This window comes from Streptomyces sp. NPDC047014 (assembly GCF_040644195.1).
Taxonomy (GTDB): Bacteria; Actinomycetota; Actinomycetes; order Streptomycetales; family Streptomycetaceae; genus Streptomyces.
Map to the genome: position 1 here is coordinate 37,410 of NZ_JBEYVX010000033.1, position 16,820 is coordinate 54,229.

17 protein-coding genes are annotated in these 16,820 nt (G+C 73.6%); 4 read left to right on the plus strand and 13 right to left on the minus strand.

The features are described 5' to 3' along the window. Nucleotides 1–87: 87 nt before the first annotated feature. The 3 genes from ABZ873_RS19390 to ppk2 all read right to left on the minus strand — a co-directional run bounded on the left by ABZ873_RS19390 (nucleotide 88) and on the right by ppk2 (nucleotide 2,760). Complete coding sequence (locus tag ABZ873_RS19390) at nucleotides 88–1,047, minus strand: hypothetical protein (RefSeq protein WP_360873158.1); 960 nt, start codon at nucleotides 1,045–1,047, stop codon at nucleotides 88–90. 136 nt (nucleotides 1,048–1,183) lie between these two features. Then, entirely contained in the window at nucleotides 1,184–1,822 is a 639-nt protein-coding gene (locus tag ABZ873_RS19395; RefSeq protein WP_360873161.1) for an ABC transporter permease, read from the minus strand. A gap of 143 nt (nucleotides 1,823–1,965) precedes the next feature. After that, nucleotides 1,966–2,760, minus strand: a complete 795-nt coding sequence (gene ppk2, locus ABZ873_RS19400) for a polyphosphate kinase 2 (RefSeq protein WP_360873164.1) — start codon at nucleotides 2,758–2,760, stop codon at nucleotides 1,966–1,968. Nucleotides 2,761–2,906: 146 nt separating this feature from the next. On the opposite strand from ppk2, the gene ABZ873_RS19405 reads away from it, so the two are divergent. Continuing rightward, nucleotides 2,907–4,631: a GAF domain-containing sensor histidine kinase gene (locus ABZ873_RS19405; protein ID WP_360873167.1), complete on the plus strand. Its 1,725-nt coding sequence runs from the start codon at nucleotides 2,907–2,909 to the stop codon at nucleotides 4,629–4,631. A 102-nt stretch (nucleotides 4,632–4,733) separates the two neighbouring features. Here the strand turns inward: ABZ873_RS19405 and ABZ873_RS19410 are convergent, their stop codons facing one another. Together ABZ873_RS19410 and ABZ873_RS19415 are read right to left on the minus strand one after the other, a co-directional pair. Then, complete coding sequence (locus tag ABZ873_RS19410; protein ID WP_360873255.1) at nucleotides 4,734–5,165, minus strand: pyridoxamine 5'-phosphate oxidase family protein; 432 nt, start codon at nucleotides 5,163–5,165, stop codon at nucleotides 4,734–4,736. Nucleotides 5,166–5,281: 116 nt separating this feature from the next. Beyond that, a complete protein-coding gene (locus ABZ873_RS19415; RefSeq protein ID WP_360873170.1) occupies nucleotides 5,282–5,608 on the minus strand; it encodes an STAS domain-containing protein in 327 nt (108 codons plus the stop codon). A 262-nt stretch (nucleotides 5,609–5,870) separates the two neighbouring features. Between ABZ873_RS19415 and ABZ873_RS19420 the strand changes: the two genes are divergently transcribed. Next, a complete protein-coding gene (locus tag ABZ873_RS19420; RefSeq protein WP_360873173.1) occupies nucleotides 5,871–6,584 on the plus strand; it encodes a response regulator transcription factor in 714 nt (237 codons plus the stop codon). 11 nt (nucleotides 6,585–6,595) lie between these two features. Here the strand turns inward: ABZ873_RS19420 and ABZ873_RS19425 are convergent, their stop codons facing one another. From ABZ873_RS19425 to ABZ873_RS19450, 6 genes are all read right to left on the minus strand, one after another. After that, nucleotides 6,596–7,468: a universal stress protein gene (locus tag ABZ873_RS19425; RefSeq protein WP_360873176.1), complete on the minus strand. Its 873-nt coding sequence runs from the start codon at nucleotides 7,466–7,468 to the stop codon at nucleotides 6,596–6,598. Nucleotides 7,469–7,743: 275 nt separating this feature from the next. After that, nucleotides 7,744–8,940 carry a serine hydrolase domain-containing protein gene (locus ABZ873_RS19430; protein ID WP_360873179.1) on the minus strand — a complete coding sequence of 399 codons (1,197 nt, stop codon included), beginning with the start codon at nucleotides 8,938–8,940 and terminating at the stop codon, nucleotides 7,744–7,746. 170 nt (nucleotides 8,941–9,110) lie between these two features. Further along, nucleotides 9,111–9,356, minus strand: coding sequence for a hypothetical protein (locus ABZ873_RS19435; RefSeq protein ID WP_360873182.1), 246 nt, complete (start codon nucleotides 9,354–9,356; stop codon nucleotides 9,111–9,113). Nucleotides 9,357–9,514: 158 nt separating this feature from the next. After that, nucleotides 9,515–10,720 carry a cytochrome P450 gene (locus ABZ873_RS19440; protein ID WP_360873185.1) on the minus strand — a complete coding sequence of 402 codons (1,206 nt, stop codon included), beginning with the start codon at nucleotides 10,718–10,720 and terminating at the stop codon, nucleotides 9,515–9,517. Beyond that, entirely contained in the window at nucleotides 10,671–11,393 is a 723-nt protein-coding gene (locus ABZ873_RS19445; RefSeq protein ID WP_360873188.1) for a tRNA-dependent cyclodipeptide synthase, read from the minus strand. The genes ABZ873_RS19440 and ABZ873_RS19445 overlap by 50 nt, the downstream gene beginning before the upstream one ends. 1 nt (nucleotide 11,394) lies before the next feature. Then, a complete protein-coding gene (locus ABZ873_RS19450) occupies nucleotides 11,395–12,279 on the minus strand; it encodes a class I SAM-dependent methyltransferase (RefSeq protein WP_360873191.1) in 885 nt (294 codons plus the stop codon). A gap of 188 nt (nucleotides 12,280–12,467) precedes the next feature. On the opposite strand from ABZ873_RS19450, the gene ABZ873_RS19455 reads away from it, so the two are divergent. Continuing rightward, nucleotides 12,468–13,142, plus strand: coding sequence for an adenosylcobinamide amidohydrolase (locus ABZ873_RS19455; protein WP_360873194.1), 675 nt, complete (start codon nucleotides 12,468–12,470; stop codon nucleotides 13,140–13,142). 72 nt (nucleotides 13,143–13,214) lie between these two features. On the opposite strand, the gene ABZ873_RS19460 is transcribed toward ABZ873_RS19455, so the two are convergent. Both ABZ873_RS19460 and ABZ873_RS19465 read right to left on the minus strand, forming a co-directional pair. Then, complete coding sequence (locus tag ABZ873_RS19460) at nucleotides 13,215–14,084, minus strand: serine hydrolase (protein ID WP_360873197.1); 870 nt, start codon at nucleotides 14,082–14,084, stop codon at nucleotides 13,215–13,217. Further along, nucleotides 14,081–15,046 (minus strand): LysR substrate-binding domain-containing protein, encoded by a 966-nt coding sequence (locus ABZ873_RS19465; RefSeq protein WP_360873200.1) that lies wholly within the window; start codon nucleotides 15,044–15,046, stop codon nucleotides 14,081–14,083. The genes ABZ873_RS19460 and ABZ873_RS19465 overlap by 4 nt, the downstream gene beginning before the upstream one ends. Nucleotides 15,047–15,169: 123 nt before the next feature. Here ABZ873_RS19465 and ABZ873_RS19470 point away from each other — a divergent pair, with 123 nt between their 5' ends. Further along, on the plus strand, nucleotides 15,170–16,798 hold the full coding sequence (locus ABZ873_RS19470; RefSeq protein WP_360873203.1) for a penicillin-binding transpeptidase domain-containing protein: 1,629 nt from the start codon (nucleotides 15,170–15,172) through the stop codon (nucleotides 16,796–16,798). Nucleotides 16,799–16,820 lie beyond the last annotated feature (22 nt).

Sequence of the window (16,820 nt, forward strand, 5' to 3'; positions counted from 1 at the left end):
ATGATCGCCCACGCGGGCGCCTGCTCGGTGCGGGCCTGCACGGTCGCGCGGCCGTGCACGCCATCCAGGATGGACCGTTCCGCGCTCCTACGGGCGCGGCCCGGGGCCCTGGGGGCGGGTGGGGCCGGACGGGAAGGCGAGCCCGGTCGGGGTGTTGAGCCCGCTGGAGGGGAGCGTGGTCTGGCCGCCGCCGGCCTCGGGGACGCGTACCACCCGGTTGTTGAAACCGTCCGCGATGTAGAGCCCGCCGCAGCCGTCGAGCGCGAGGCCGAGCGGATTACTGAGGCCGGTGGTGGGCACCGTGGACTGGCCGCCGCCGCCCGCACCCACCCTGACCACGCGGTTGTTGCCGCTGTCCGCGATGTAGAGGTCCCCGGCGGCGTTCAGGGCCAGCCCGGTCGGCTGGGAGAGGCCGGTGGTGGGGACGGTGGACTGGCCGCCGCCGGCCGCCGCGATCCGGAGCACGCGGTCGTTGACGAAGTCCGACACGTAGAGGTTCCCGGCGGGGTCGAGGGCCAGCCCCCAGGGGTGCAGCAGACCGGTGGTGGGGACGGTCGTCTGCACGCCCGCGGCGGACACCTTCACCACGCGGTCGTTGAAACTGTCGGCGACGTACAGATCACCCGCCGGGTTGACGGCGAGCCCCAGCGGGCGGGACAGCCCCTCCGTGGGAACGGTCCGCTGGCCGGAACCGTCGCCGGGCAGGACGACCACCCGGTTGTTGCCGGTGTCGGAGAGGTACAGCCGGTTCGCGGAGTCCCATGCCATGCCGGTGGGCCGTACCAGGCCCTCGAAGGGCACGGTGGTCTGTCCGCCGCCGTCCGGGGCGAGGACGACCACGCGGTTGTTTCCGTAGTCGGAGACGTAGAGGGGCCCCCGGGCCCCGGGGTACCCGCCGCCGCTCGGCGCGGCGCCCGCCGCGCCCGCCGGGAGCGCGCACAGGACGGCGACGCCGACGGCCGCGGCCAGGCGGCGGGCCCAGCCGTGCCGCCGGGCGCGGGGTGCGGACTCCCGTGTGCTTCGCCTTCCGGCCGTCCTTCGTTCCACGACGCACCCCACCGGTTCCCGTGGCCGGCCCGATGCCGTGCCCCCGGCGACCCTAGGGAGCGCCCCCGGGCGGCGGGGACACCACGCCGCCCGCCGGCCCGCGGGCCACTCCAATGCCCCAGCGGTGACCGGTTCGTCAGAACCCGGCGCGGAGGGCCGGGGGCCGCCGCAGGCGCCGGTGTTCGAGCACGGTGGCGAGGGCGTACGCGCCACCGCCCGCCAGGGCCAGAACCCAGAAGGGGCCGGGGACGTCGAGCGCGAGGGCCGCGGCGGAGGTCAGGGCGAGCCAGACGCCGAGGCCGTAGTGCAGCAGGTTGCGGCGTACGGCGCCCTCGGCGAGGTAGAGCAGGCCGACGATGAGGCCGGATCCGGTGGGCCACAGGACGGCCTGGAGCTCCGGGGCGTCGAGCGCGGAGGTCAGGCCGGTGATGGCGAGGGCGAGCGCGGTGAAGGCCACGACCCAGGCCGTACCGAGGAGCTTGCCGGAGAGCACGTCCGGCGCGGCCGCCCCGCGCTGGGCCCGCAGCGCGGCGGCGGTGGCCTGGGCGATGCCGGTCAGCAGGCCGGTGCCGAGCAGCGTCATCGGCAGCCAGCCGGGCAGTTCCAGCAGCGGCTGGTCGCCCTCGGACACCGCGGCCGAGCCATGGCCCAGGACGTAGGCGAGGCCGAAGCCGGTGTAGGCCGCGCGGTTGTCGACCTCGCCCGGCGGGTGGCCCGCGGGCGCCTCGGGCCCGTCGGCCGGGCGGGCCGCGGTGGGGGCTGCGGTACTGGTCACGGTGCACATCTCCAGAGGGCTGGGGAACGGATGTGCGTGCAGCCTCGGGCCGTCCGGTGTCCACCCGCCAGGCCCACCGGGGCCCGGTCACTGTCCACTGCTGCCCGGGGCCGTCCACGTCGTCGGCGCGGACGGACGGCGGCTCACCGGCCCCCGAGCGTCCCCGCGTGGTCGGGCACGAGCGTCTGGAGGTCCCGCGGCGGCCGCTCGTACCCGGTCGACGGCGGGCGGGCCGGCAGGACGAGCGGGGGCAGGGCCACGTCCTCGTAGGGGATCGTGGACAGCAGGTGGGCGATCATATTGATCCGGGCGCTGCGTTTGTCGTCGCTCTCGACGACATACCAGGGCGCGTCCGCCGTGTCGGTGTGCACCAGCATCTCGTCCTTGGCCCGGGAGTACGCCTCCCAGCGCGTCAGCGATTCCAGGTCCATCGGGGAGAGCTTCCAGCGCCGCAGGGGGTCCTGCGCGCGGCGGCGGAACCGCTCCTCCTGGACGGCGTCGCTGACGGAGAACCAGTACTTGCGCAGCAGGATCCCGTCCTCCACCAGCATCCGCTCGAAGACCGGGCACTGCCGCAGGAAGAGCTGGTGCTCGGCGGGGGTGCAGAAGCCCATCACCTGCTCGACGCCCGCCCGGTTGTACCAGCTGCGGTCGAGCAGGACGATCTCGCCCGCGGCGGGCAGATGTGCCACGTACCGCTGGAAGTACCACTGCGTGCGTTCGCGCTCGGTCGGTTTCGGGAGGGCCGCGATACGGGCCACGCGCGGGTTGAGGTGTTCCGCGACCCGTTTGATCGTGCCTCCCTTGCCCGCCGCGTCGCGCCCCTCGAAGACCACGACCAGCCGGGCGCCCTCCGCGCGCACCCATTCCTGGAGCTTGATCAGCTCCGTCTGGAGCCTCAGCAGCTCCTCCTCGTAGACCGCCTTGCCCAGTCTCATGTGCTGTTCTCCTCCCCGCCGTCGCCGGCCGTCCGGGGGCCCAGTCATTCACGCCGGGCATCCGCGCGCAACGACGCCCGCGGGGCCCCGGCGTGTCGATACGCTGGCCGCAGCCGGGAACGGTCCGGCGATCGGAGGGAAAGTGCGTGGGTGTGGGGGATCCGTTGACGCGGGTGCCGCGGATGCGGCTGGACGAGCTGCTGGACGAGCTCCAGGTGCGCATCGACGAGGTGCGCGGCACACGCGACCGGGTGCACAGCCTGCTGGAGGCCGTCGTATCGGTGGGGCGGGAGCTGGATCTCGCCCAGGTGCTGCGGCGGATCGTGGAGGCGGCCGCGCTGCTGGTGGACGCGGAGTACGGGGCGCTGGGCGTGATCGGCCCGGACGGGCGCAGGCTGGCGCAGTTCCTCACGGTGGGGCTGACGGACGCGGAGATCGCCGACATCGGGCCGCTTCCGGCGGGCCTCGGGCTGCTGGGTGAGGTGATCCACCATCCGGAGCCGCTGCGGCTGACCGATCTCGGCGCGCATTCCTCCTCGTACGGGTTTCCGGCGCACCACCCGCCCATGCGGACCTTTCTCGGGGTGCCGATCCGGGTCCGTGACGAGGTGTTCGGGAACCTCTACCTGACCGACAAGCGGGGCGGGGTGGACTTCGACACCGAGGACGAGACGGTGATCACCACGCTGTCCGTGGCGGCGGGCGTGGCCATCGACAACGCGCGGCTGTACGAGGGCTCCCAGCGGCAGCAGTTGTGGCTGCGGGCGAACGCGGAGATCACCGAGAGCCTGCTGTCGGGGAGTTCGCGTCCGGCGGTGCTGGAGCTCATCGCGCGCCGGGCGCAGGAGATCACGGGGGCGCGGCTGGCGCATCTCGCGGTTCCGGTGGACGGGGTCGACGGGCTGGTGGTGGAGTTCGCGGCCGGGGGCGAGGGGGACGGCCGGCAGGGGCTGGTGGTTCCCGCCGAGGGGACGCTCTCGGGGGCCGCGCACCGCTCGGGCAAGCCGGTCACCGCGATGCGGGCCTGGGAGGACGGGCGTTTTCCGGCCGAGGCGCAGGTGCGCGGGCGGGACGGGCTCGGTCCGGCCGTGGCGGTCCCGCTGGGGACGGCGGGCGGGGAGGGCCGGGGTGTGCTGCTGCTGTCGCGGTCGGCGGGTGATCCGGCGTTCGGCGAGGGCGAGTTGGAGCCGCTGGTCGCCTTCGCGGGGCAGGCGGCGATCGCGCTGGAGCTGGCGGAGCGGCGGCGGGACGCGGAGCAGATAGCGCTGCTGGAGGAGCGCGACCGGATCGCCCGGGACCTGCATGATCTGGCCATCCAGCGGCTGTTCGCCACCGGTATGACCTTGCAGAGCGCGGCGCGGCTCGTCGAGCACGAGGGGGCGGCCGAGCGGGTGGGCCGGGCGGTGGACGACCTGGACGAGACCATCAAGATCATCCGGTCGACGATCTTCGGGCTGCGGACGAAGGACCGCGAGAGCGGGCCGGGGCTGCGGGCGCGCGCCGCGCGGGCCGTGGGGGACGCGGCCGTGTCCCTGGGGCATCCCCCGCGGCTGAGCATGGAGGGCCTGCTCGACACGGACGTACCGCCGCTGATCGCGGACCACGTGGTGGCGGTCCTGGGTGAACTCCTCAGCAACGCGGCCCGGCACGCGGGGGCGACGCGGGTGGGGGTGACCCTGAAAGCGGGCGGCGGGGAGATCGTCCTGACGGTGTCGGACGACGGTTCGGGCATCCCCGCCCAGGGCCGCCGCAGCGGCCTGCGCAACCTGGACGAACGGGCGCGCGGCGTCGGCGGAACCTTCGCGGTGGAGCACCCGGACGAGGGCGGCAGCCGCCTGGTCTGGCGGGCCCCGCTCGCGGACGGCGCCTGAGGAGCGGGACCGGCCTCGGGATCCTGGGGCGGCCTCGGGGTCCCGGGGGCGGCCTCCGCAATCGGGCCGGCCTCCGGAACCGGGCCTTCCCGGTTCCGGAGGTCAGCCGTGCAGGGCGCGCAGGGGCCTGGCCGGTACGGATTCCAGCCGGAAGCCCGTGACCAGGTCCGGGTGGATCCGCAGCACGTGGCTGCTCGGGCGGCCCGCCCACGGGTGGAGCAGGTCCGCGTAGCGGGCGGCTTCCCCGGGGTCGGTCACCGGGCGCGCGTAGCCCGTCACAACGACGCTCCAGCCGAGGTGGGTCTCCGGGTCGATGGCATCGGCCTCGTACGCCACGACCACACCCGGCACCTCGGCGGGCGCGGCCAGCGAGGCGAGCGCCCCGCCCTCGCTGATCCGGACGACGATGTCCCCGCCGTGGACCAGGTGGTTGACGGGCCGTACGGCGGGCAGCGCGTGCTGGGTGAAGACGATCCGCCCCAGCGACACGGTGGCGAGGAGCCGCAGGCATTCGGCCCGGTCCAGCTCGCGCATGTGCCGCGCGGCCGCCGGCGCCTCCCTGCACGGGGGCCGGGCCGTACGGTGCTGGTCCATGGCCCTCCCTCCCGCACCGCCCGTGCGGCCCTCGGTCCCGTACGGCGCCGCCGTGCTCACGAGACGACGAACTTGAGGTCGCGGTCGGCGCCGAGCACCCGCATGGACTTGGTCACCAGCGGCGGTACGTCGCACAGCAGCAGCCGGGTGCCGGCCCGCCGGCAGCGGCGGTCGAAGCGGACCAGGAGCTCGATGCCCGCGCTGTCGCAGAAGGAGAGCCCGCCCAGGTCCAGGACCAGGTTCCGGCAGTCGGAGTCCGCGAGCTCCCGCAGCCGGGACTGCACCTGCCCGGATGTGAACAGGTCGAGCTCACCGGCCAGCGCGATGCGCACATCACGGTCGTCCCGCGCCACGGTCCTCAGGTCGATCAAGGCGGTCGTCATACGTCCTCCGCGCTGCGTGCGGCTCCGTCGGGCCGCGCTGTTCCCCGTGCGGGAACAGTCCATCCGGTGCGGCCCGCCCCGGGCAGGGCCCGGCGGTCCTTCCGGGAGGGCCGAAGGTCCCTTCTCCCGCCGGGCGGCCGATATCCGGCGGCCGGATCCAGTGGGTGACGAGGGGCCGATAGGCCCTGGTCATCGGTCCCTTCGGGCGGGCAGGATGCCGTTGTCCGTATGCCGAACACGGACCCAGTGAAGGAGTTTCGCCATGACCGGCAGCAGCGGCCCCGTCCCGGGGACGGAGCCCATCCGCGTGTTCCTCCTCGACGACCACGAGGTGGTGCGCCGCGGCGTGCACGACCTGCTGGACGCCGAACCGGACCTGACCGTGGTCGGCGAGGCGGGCACGGCGGAGCAGGCCCTCGTCCGTATCCCGGCGCTGCGCCCCCGCGTCGCGATCCTGGACGTACGGCTCCAGGACGGCGACGGGGTGAGCGTCTGCCGCGAACTGCGCTCGCGGATGCCGGAGTTGGCCTGCCTGATGCTCACGTCCTTCGACGACGAGGAGGCGCTGCTGGACGCCGTGATGGCGGGCGCCTCCGGATACGTACTCAAGCAGATCACCGGCACCGACCTGGTGACGGCGGTCCGCACGGTGGCCTCAGGGCAGTCGATGCTGGATCCCGGTGCCACCGCGCGGCTGATGGCGCGCATGCGCGGCGACGTACCCAAGGAGGAGAGCGCTCCCGGGCTGCCGGGCTTCACCGACCGGGAGAAGGAGATCCTGCTCATGGTCAGCGAGGGGCTGACCAACCGGGAGATCGGCCAGCGGCTGTACCTCGCGGAGAAGACCGTGAAGAACATCATCTCCCGGCTGTTCATCAAGCTCGGCGTGGAGCGGCGCGTCCAGGCGGCGGTCATCGCCAGCCACGCGCTGACGCCGCCCGGCCGCCAGCCGGGGCAGGGCCCGGCCCCGGAGTAGGCGCCGCCGCCTCAGTGGTGGGGTACGACCGCGACGGGGCAGGCCGCGTGGTGCAGCACCGCGTGCGCGACCGCCCCCGTACGCGCCCCCAGCGCCGAGGTCCGGATCCGCCGGCCGACGACGAGCAGCCGGGCGTCCGGGGCGGCGGTGAGCAGCGCGTGCCCGGCGCTGCCCTGCTCCACATGCGCGACGACCTCCACCTCGGGGTACTTCGACCGCCACGGCTCCAGGGCCTGGTCCAGCGCGGCCCGTTCGTACGGTTCGAGCCCGCCCATCTGGTCGGCTGTCCACATCGAGCCGGGGCTGTAGCCGTACACCGGGGGCAGGCTCCAGGCCCGCACCGCGCGCAGCGGGGCCCTGCGGGAGGCCGCCGCCTCGAAGGCGAAGCGCAGGACGTCGGCGGATTCCTCCACCCCGCCCTGCTGGCCGACGACCACCTCTCCCCCGCCGCCGTCGGCGCTCCCGCCCTTCGGCGCGCGTACGGAGACCACCGGGCAGGCGGCGGAGGCGATCAGCTGCTGCCCGGAGGAGCCCAGGAGGAAGCCGGCGAGGGCGCCGTGCCCCCGCGTGCCGAGGACCAGGGCCTCGGCGCCCTCCGCCGCGTGCAGCAGGGCAGGTACGGGCAGGTCCGGGGCCACCTCGGTGGAGAGCGCGAGCCCCGGGTGGCGGCGGGTCAGCTCGGCTTCGGCCGCGTCCAGGATCTCCTGGGCGCGGCGGGCCTCGGTGGCGCGGTCCTGGACGACCGGGACGGCGAGCGGCTGCCACAGCCAGGCGTGGACCAGGCGCACGTGCAGCTCGCGGCGCAGGGCTTCGCGGGCCGCCCAATGGGCGGCGGCCAGGCTCTCGGGGGAACCGTCCACCCCGACGACGAGGGTGCGCTTCACGGGTCTGTCCTCCGTACTGATGCGCGAGGCATCGGGGTGGGCCACGCCTGACCGGCAGTTCGTGATCGGCGGCGCCGGCCGGGGGAAGGGCCGGGCGCCACCGGGATTCACCTTCCCCGGCCCGGCCGGGCGCCCGAAAGGGCCGAGGGTCCCTCCCCGGGGGACCCTCCTCCCCTGCCGCTCCCCGGCGGCAGGGTCCAGGGTGTCGGCATCGGCCCTTTCGACATCCGGTGGCGTGGCCCGCCTGAGGCGCAGTCGGTCGAACGGGGCGGGGCTCACTCGTCCTTGAGCAGGGCGCAGACGAACTTCTCCTCCACCGTGCGCAGCCGGGCCAGCAGGGCGGGCTTGATGGCCTTGTTGGTCTGGGTGTTCAGGGAGAAGGTCAGCGAGCGGGTGCCGTCAGGGGTGGTCGCGGCGAGCTGGGTGTAGCCGGGGAAGTTCCCGGTGTGGCCGTAGACCACCCCGCAGCGGGTCGTGTACTGGAAGATGGCCAGCCCGGCCGCGTTGGTGCCGGGCCCGGCGGGCTCCGAGGAGTCGCCGGGGCGGAAGGTCAGCTGCTGCTGGCGGGTGGCCTCGGACAGCAGCGCGGGGCCGCCGTAGCCGCGGATGAACGCGCCCAGCTCCCGGGGGGTGGAGACGATGCCTCCGGAGGCCCAGACGCCGGAGGCGCCGACGGCCTCGCTGATGTCCTCGGGCGCGGCGGGCGGGGTGACGTCGTAGCCGTGCAGGTAGGGCCGGGGCAGCCGGTAGCCGAGGGGCAGGCTGGTGCGGCGCAGGCCGAGCGGGCGGTAGACGAGCTCGCGGAGCAGGTCCTCGTAGCGCTTGCCGGTGACGGCCTCGGCCATGAGCGCGACGGCGATGTTGTCCGAGTTGGAGTACTCGTACAGGGATCCGGGGGCGAACCGCAGCGGTTCGTCGGCGACGAAGTCGAGGAGCCGGCGGGGGTCGAAGACGTGGCGCGGGTCGGCGTTGAGGATCTCCAGGAACTCGGGGTCGGCCGAGTAGTCGGGGAGGCCGCTGGTGTGCTGGAGGAGCTGGCGGAGGGTCACCGCGTGCCAGGCGCTCGGCTGTGCGGGCAGGCGTCCACCGATGGTGTCGTCGAGGGAGAGGCGGCCCTGGTCGACGAGCCGGAGGGCGACGGCGCCGCTGAACGCCTTGGCGATGCTGGCGATGCGCATGTGGTCGTCGGGGTGCGGGGGGCGGCCGGTCTCGATGTCGCCGACTCCGGCCGTGTAGACCTCCGTACGGTCTCCCCGGGTGAGCATGGCGATCACGCCGGGCGGGCCGTCCTCCTGGGCGACGAGCCCGTCCAGCTGGTGCTGGAGCTTCCTGTCGTGCCGCGGGTGGCCGCCGCCGGACGGGCCGGGGTCGGCGGCCTGCGCGGGCTGGATCAGCCCGCCGAGCGCGGCGGCGGCCAGGACGGCGGCGGACAGGACGGTACGGAGGCGGCGTCCGCGGGCGCGGGTCAGCACGTGCGTGTCTCCTGGGGTGCGGGGGGGGTGCGGGAGCTGTGGCCGGCATGTGGGGCCGTGTCCGGCGGAGCCGGTGACGGCGCCCGGCCGGTACAGCGGCCCCCCTGCCTAGCAGCCCGTACGCCGCGCCCGGTCCGCGGCGCGCGCTACGTCCGCCGGATGTCCTCCGGTCAGCTCCGGCGGGCGCGGCGGGCGGCGCGGTCGCGGTAGTGGCAGAAGGCGGCCGCCGGATCGGTCCAGTACCGCCACGGGAGGGCGTCCACACAGCCGTCGACGAGCCGGGACTGCGGGAGCAGCCCGGCCCGGCGGGCGGCGCGGGCGGTGCTCCCGCCGGGGGTCTCGCCGGTGGTCCGGCGGTAGAAGACGAGTGCCACGGTGATGGTGAGAGCGATGACGACGAGGCGTGCGACGTCCACGGTGGGAGCCCCCGGTGAGGATGATCGAAAACAGACGGCGCTGGAGTGTGCCCCCGGATCCGCCGCACCGCACGTACGTTTCCGCTGGTGGGCGGGCGGGTTGCCGCCCGCCACCAGCGGAACCGCGGACCGGCTCGCGCTGCTCCTCCCGCGCGGGCCTACCAGACGACGGGGAGATGGGTGGGGCGCGTGAAGAGGAATTCCCGGGGTTCCCACGGCACGTCCTGGTGCTTGACCGCCAGGGTGAGGCGCGGCAGGCGCTGCCAGAGGGTCCGGAGCGCTGTCCGCAGGTGCATGCGGGCGATGTTGACGCCGAGGCAGTAGTGGGGCCCTGAGCCGAAGGTGACCTGGGGGTCCTCGGCAGCGGCACGGCCGGTCCGGAACTTGTGCGGGGCCTTGAAGCGCGCGGGGTCGTTGGAGGCGGCGACGAAGGGGGTGATGACGTGGTCGCCCCGGCGGATGGTCGTACCGGAGAGGGTGACGTCCTCGGTGGCGACACGGGGCAGGGAGGAGTTGGAGTTGTGGTGGAAGCGCAGCAGCTCCCACACCGCCTCGTCCCAGGGCTCGTCGCTGTCCCCGCTGTCCTGGAGGCGGTGCAGGATGTCCGGGTGGCGGGTGAGGGTGTAGACCCCGGTCGTCGTGGGGCCCATGACCGGTTCGGCCGAGGTCAGGAAGAGGTACATCACCGTCCCGCGCAGCTCGTCGGCGCTGATGGTCCCCGCCTCGTGCGCGCGGGTGAGCGCGGCGACGGGGCCGCTTCCGGGCGGGGTGGCCAGGACCTCGTCGGCGAATTCCAGGAGGTGTGCGGTGGAGGAGCCCACGAGGACGGACGGGGCGACGGTGTCCATCTGTACGCGCAGGTCCCCCACGATCCGCGCGCGCTGCTCGGCCGGGACCCGCATGAGCTCGCATGCCATGTGGAGGGCGAGCGGCCGGCTGTAGGCGGCCACCAGGTCAGCGGGGTTGGGGCCTTGCGCGAGGGCGTCGATGAGCCGGTGCGCGTGCGCGGCCACCGCGGGCTGGAGCGCGCCGGCGGCGGCGGGCGAGAAGTGGGGCTGGAGGATGCGCCGCACCCGGGAATGGTCCGGCGGGTCCAGGTTGAAGATGCCGCCGGGTACGGCGTTGAAGTCGTCCCGGGGCAGTGCCACGGTGTTCCCGCGGGTCAGATCGCGGGAGAAGCGGCGGTCGGTGGCGATGGCGGTGATGTCGGCATGCCGGGTGACGAGCCAGGTGACCTGGCCGGACGCCGTACGGATCCGGGCCAGGTGGTGCTCGCGGCGCAGGGTGTCGAACAGGGGCGAGGGGGCTCCGTGCTCACCGGACGGAAGGGGGTAGTCCACCGTCGGAGGTGTGGGGTCGTTCATCGTGGCTCTCCGGAAGGAGGGTGAGTTGCGCGTAGGTCTGGCCGGCTCCTGGTCTCAGGGCGGGTACGGCCCCGGTGGCCAGGTAGTCGAAGAGCGGGAAACGGCGGTGGTACGCGAAGACGGCCCGGCGGTGACCCAGGAGTGCCGCCGCGTCGAGGACGAACGGCATTTCCGCCAGGACGTAGTCCACGTTCGCGTCGATGTGCGCCCGAGGGGGCGGATCCCCTGTGGGCGAGGCCAGCACCTGCGCGATGGTGGAGCGGGCCAATTCCCTGACGTTCGTGTGCGTGTCGTAGGCGTCCCGCATCAGGGCCCGCAGTTCCTGATAGCGCGGGGCCGCGTAGAGCCGGGTCCATACGATGACGTCGCGCGCCGCATGGGGATATCCGGCGTCCCTTATGGCGCGTTGGGCGGCACGACGCTGGTAATGCACCTGGGTCATGACTTTGTCCACGGCCCGATGAGGGGTCACCCCGGAGCAGATGAATCGGCTGGCGGCCTCGGGGCCGGCGAGCAGGACGTATACCCGGTCGAATCTGGGGAGGGACCACCGCATGAGCCGGCGGATGGTGGCGGCGGAGTAGAAGGAATTGAACGGGGAAATGCCCCAGGCCAATGCCTCGCCCCGCTCGATGCTGGAACCTTCGGCTGTTTCCAGCATGATCCCGCACATGTCAGGAAGCCTCGATCACCAGGGCATGCGGCCGGGAGAGGTAGTTGGCCCAGTACGCGCTGCCTCTCTCGGCCACACCTTGGTCGGTGACCTGCATGCGGTGCCAGGTGACCGAGGTGAAGCCCGCCTCCCGCAGGGCCTCTTCGTAGGTTCTCCGCGACCACCAGACGGCGTCCACCCGCACGGGCTCGATGCCGGATCCTTCGGGGAACCAGGCATCGAGCCGGACGGGGCTTCCCTCTCCTCGGGGTGCGGTTCCGGTGAGGGTGAACCCGTACCCGGCGTAGTGGTCGGGGTGTTCGCCGGCGTCGGCGTAGTCCGGATTGAGCACGGGCGCGATGAACCGCCCTCCGGGCCGGAGATCGGCCCGTGCGGTGCGGCACATGGCCACCAGGTCCTCCCTGCTGGTGGCGTAGCACAGGACGTACACCGCCAGGACCAGGTCGATGTTGCCGGCGAGGTCGGCGAACTCCGGGTCACAGGCGCAGGGCTGCGTGAGGTCGCGCTCCAGGTAGACGATTCCCAGCGGCGCCTCTTTTTCGATCTCCCGCGCCCGCCCCAGCATTCCGGCGGAGATATCCGCGCCGATGACCGTCCGGGCACCCCAGCGGACGAGGTGACGGCTGTACATGCCGGTTCCGCACCCCAGGTCCAGCACGCTTTTCCCCGCCAGATCGCCGCAGTGGCGGCGAATGGAGGGGTACTCGATGTGCGGCCGCACGGGGAGATCATTTGCGGACGCCTCATAGGCATCCGCGGCTGTGTCGAACTGACTTCCAGACTGGCTGCTGTCCATGCGGATGATGATTGGGGACGGGCAGAAGTTTTTCCAGGGACGGGGAAGTCCGGGTGGAGGCACAGTGTGCGCGCCGGTGGTACAGAACATCGGCCGGTAGCGAAAAACACGAACATCCTTTTCCCCGTGGGAAAAACTAACGCGTGGGGCGCATTGACGCGCCGGGCGCCCGGCGCGGCTCCTCCACCCGGACACGGTCCATCACGAGCAGACCGCAGGGCGGGGCGGGACGGTGCGCCGTAGGATCTTCCGGTCCCGCCCCGCAAGGAGTCTCGTTCGTGACCGCTTTCCTTCCTCCGCCCCGTCCCGGCACCGGCCTGCTGCCCGTGCGGGAGTTCAGCCGCCTCGAAGACGGGGAGCGGCTGCACGGTCTGCTGTGGCGGGCCGGTGAAGGCTGGCGGATGATCAGCAGCGCCGTGCTGGGCGGGGGCATCGGAGAACGCCGGTGGGTCCTCAACGCCCAGGTCTCCCACGGCTACCGGCGCACCGACCCGGACCGGCACCTCGCCGAGCTGGCCCGCGACGCCGGCGCCGACGGGGAAGGGGTCGGGCTGATGACCGCCGCCGATGTGCGGGCGTACGGATACGCCTGCGACGGCGGTGTCGAGGCCACCGCCACCGCCGGGCTCGGCGTACGCGGGTGGGCCGCGGCCCCGGCGGAGGACCCCGCGGTGGTGGTGCCCGGCACGGTCAACATCGTGGTGGCGCTCCCGGTGGCCCTGACCGACGCGGCCCTGGTCAACGCCGTGGCCACCGCCACCGAAGCCAAGGTCCAGGCCCTGCTCGACGCCGGCTACGACTGCTCCGGCACCCCCACCGACGCCGTATGCGTCGCCGCACGCGTCCCCCGCCCCGAGGACGAAGCCCACGCCTTCGCCGGCCCCCGCTCCCTGTGGGGCTCCCGCCTGGCCCGCGCCGTCCACGGCGCGGTACGCGAGGCCGCCCGCCCCTGACGCGGGCCGGACCTGCCACGCCGGGAACTCCCCGGCCGGGGTGGGCCCGTAGAGGCAGCGGCGGCCGGGTACCTACCGGCTGCGCAGGGCGTCGACGGCGATGCGGGCCGTGGTGCCGATGACGGCATCGACGGCGGGAAGGGTGGCCGCGGGGTTGGCGGCGCGGGTGAAGACGGCGATGGCGTAGCGGCCGCCGTCGGGGTATTCGATCACGCCGACCTCGTTGCGGAGGGTGGGCAGGGTGCCGGTCTTTCCGGCGACGTGTACGTCGTCGAAGGGGAAGCCGGAGGCCATGCGGTGGGGCCAGACCTGCAGGCCGAGGAGGCGGCGGATCGCGGCGCCGTGTTCGGGTGCGCAGGCTTCGTCGCGCCAGATCGCGGTCAGGAGCCGGGTCATGTCGCGGGGGGTGCTGTGGTTGGTGCGGGTGGGGTCCAGTGCGCGCAGCCGGGTGATCACGTGCGGGTCGGTCAGGGCCTGGGTGCCGGCCGGGCCGGCGTCCTCCCGGAGGGTGGCGAGAGTCTGGGCGAAGGTGTGCGGGGCGTGGGTGGCGGTGAGGCCGAGGCGCCGGGTGGTGTCGTTGACGGCGTCGAGGCCGACACGTTCCAGGAGGAGTTCGGCGGCGGCGTTGTCGCTGACGGCCGTCATGAGGTAGGCGGCATCGCGCAGGGAGATGCGGACGGTGTCGAGCATCGCGGCCAGCCCGGTGGGGCCGGTAGCGCGTCCGGCGGGCGGGCAGTCGAGTGGTTCGGTCAGGTCCAGGGCACCTTGTTCGGCCTGCTGGTGGAGGGCGAGGAGCAGGCAGAGCTTGTGGACGCTGGCGGTGACTACCGGGTGGTCGGCGCCGGAGTCGATCTCGGCGCCGGAGTCGATGTCGACGGCGTGGAGCCAGCCGGTCGCTCCGGCCTCGGTGAAGGCGGTGCGGATGCGCGCGAGGGGGTTCACAGCCAGTACTCCGATGCCGGACGCAGGTGCAGGGGGCTCGGGGGCAAGTCGGCGGAGACCCCGGGGGTGTCGCGCAGGACGTCGAGGACGGTGTCGGCGAAGGCGGTGACGGCGGCGCCGGCGCGGTCCTGGGGCCAGGCGGTGGAGAAGCGGATGGCGAGCGGTGCTCCCGTGAGCGGCCGCCAGACGATGTCCGGTCCGCTGCCCCCGGCCGGGTACGGGAGGTCGGGTGGGGCGAAGGCCACGGCGCGGACCGAGTGGAGCAGGCCGCGGACGAAGCGGTCGCCCTGGCCGTGGCGGACGGTGGCGGGCGTGTAGCCGCCGCGCGCGCAGGTGGTGAGGAGTTCGTCGTAGAGGGCGGGGGCGTCCTTGCGGGGGAAGAGGACCAGGTCATGGCCGGTGAGGGCGGACAGCGGCACGTCGGCGCGTGCGGCCAGGGGTGAGTCCGGCGGCAGGAGCACGCCGAGCTCGCGGCGCAGTACGGGGCCCAGCGCGAGCCCTGTGGTGTCGCAGGGGTGGTGGACGAGCCCGGCGTCGAGCTCGTGCGCCGCGATACGGGCGAGCTGTTCGGCGGTGGACAGCTCGTGGAGCTCGATCTCCAGGCCGGGCTGCCGGTGGTGCAGGCCGGCGAGGATCGCGGCGACGGGCTCGGCGGCGGTGCCGGAGGGGAGCGCGGCGCGCAGCAGCCCGGTGCGGCCGTCCCGGATGCGGCGGGCGGCGGCCAGGAAGGTGTCGGTGCCGGCGAGCAGGGCGCGTGCCTGGTCCAGCAGGAGGGCGCCGCCGGGGGTGAGGGTGACGCTGCGGCTGGTGCGTTCGAAGAGCCGGACGCCGAGCTCCTTCTCCAGGCGCTGGACGCGCTGGGAGAGGGGCGGCTGGGCCATGCCCAGCCGGGCGGCGGCCCGGCCGAAATGTCTCTCCTCTGCAACAGCGACGAAGCACCGCACATGTCCGAAAAGGTCCATGAACAGCGACGATATCAAATGTGCATCGTTCGGATTTTGATTCCGATATTGGACACGGTGGTGGGCCGGATGCTGATCTCGGGGTCTGTCCACGCTCTCGCCGCACCAGTGAAGGAGCCCCCGATGCCCGAATCGGAACACCCCGTCCCTGCTCTCCGCCCGCGTCCACGCCTTCCGCGTACGGCCGTTGCGGTGGCCGCCGCCGCTGCCGTGGTCGCGACGGCCGGCGCGTACGCCACCCGGTGGGGGCCGTTCGGGCCGGACCGGCTTGCCGTGGATCCGGCCGCTGTGGCCGAGGCGAAGGCGTTCCTGGCGGACTGGGCCGGTGGCCGCGCCGAGAGCGCGGGAGCCCGTACCACCAGCCCCGATGAGGCCCGGACCGCGTTGCGGAACTTCACCGCCGGACTCGACATCGCCGAGCCGGATCTCACGGCGGGCGCGGCGAGCGCGGCCGAGGACGGCACCGTCACCCTCGCGTTCGCCACGAGGATGCCGGTCACCGGCCTGGGCACCTGGTCCTACGACTCGCGGATACCCGTGCGCCGCCAGGAGGACGGGGCCTGGAAGGTCGCCTGGGACCTGTCGCTGATCCACCCGAGACTGAGCGGCACCGAGAAGTTCCGCCTCCAGCGCGAGGACGCGGGAAGCTCCCCCGTCACCGACCGCTCCGGAAAGCCCCTGGCAGCAGACGCCAGCCCCTCCTTGAAGCCGGTGCTCGCCCAGATCGCGCAGCGCGCGGGAGCCGGTCCGCGCGGTGCGATCGAGCGGATCGATCGGGCGAGCGGAGAGGTGACCGGGACCGAGGCCCGCTTCGGCAAGGAAGGCGCCGCCGCCGGGCAGAGCATCCCCAGCACGCTCGACTCCCGCTGGCAGGCGGCCGCCGATCAGGCCCTGGCCGCGAAGGCCGGCGGGAAGGACGCCGCGCTCGTCGCCCTGCGCATCGACAACGGCGAGATCCTGGCCGTGGCGAACTCACCGGCCGCCGGTTTCAACCGCGCCCTGTCCGGCACCTACGCCCCCGGCTCCACCTGGAAGATCGTCACCACCGGCGCGCTGCTCCTGGGCGGAGCCGTGAAGCCGGGCGACATCGTGGACTGCCCCAAATACCTCACCGTCGGCAAGCAGTTCCACAATGTCGAGACCTCCGAGTTCCCCGGTGCGACGTTCACGAAGAACTTCACCGAGTCCTGCAACACCGGGTTCATCAGCCTGCGCGGCAAGGTCGGTGACGCCGAGCTGGGCGAGGTCGCCGGGAAGTACTTCGGCATCGGCCAGAAATGGGACGTGGGCCTTCCCACCTTCGACGGATCCGTACCCGCCCCGCGCGACCAGACCGAGAAGGCCGCCTCGATGATCGGCCAGGGCCGGGTCCTGGGCAACCCGCTGACCATGGCCTCCGTCGCCGCGACCGCTGTCTCCGGGACCTTCCACCAGCCCACCGTCACCCCCGACGCCGAGGACCGGACCACCACCACCGCACTGCCCGGCGAGGTCGTCACCCAGCTGCGCGCCCTGATGCGGGCCACGGTCACCGACGGCACCGCGCGCGGTCTGGCCGGCCTGCCCGGCGGCATCGGCGCGAAGACCGGCACCGCCGAGGTCAGTGAGAGCGCCCCGAACAACGGCTGGGTCGTCGCCACCCGCGGCAACGTCGCCGTGGCCGTTGTCGTCGAAGGCGGCATCACGGGCGGCTCGTCCGCGGTGCCGGTCGTACGCCACCTCCTGGAAGCCGTCCCGCAGGACCCGGCCTGAGGGGCACCGGGTTCCGGCCGCT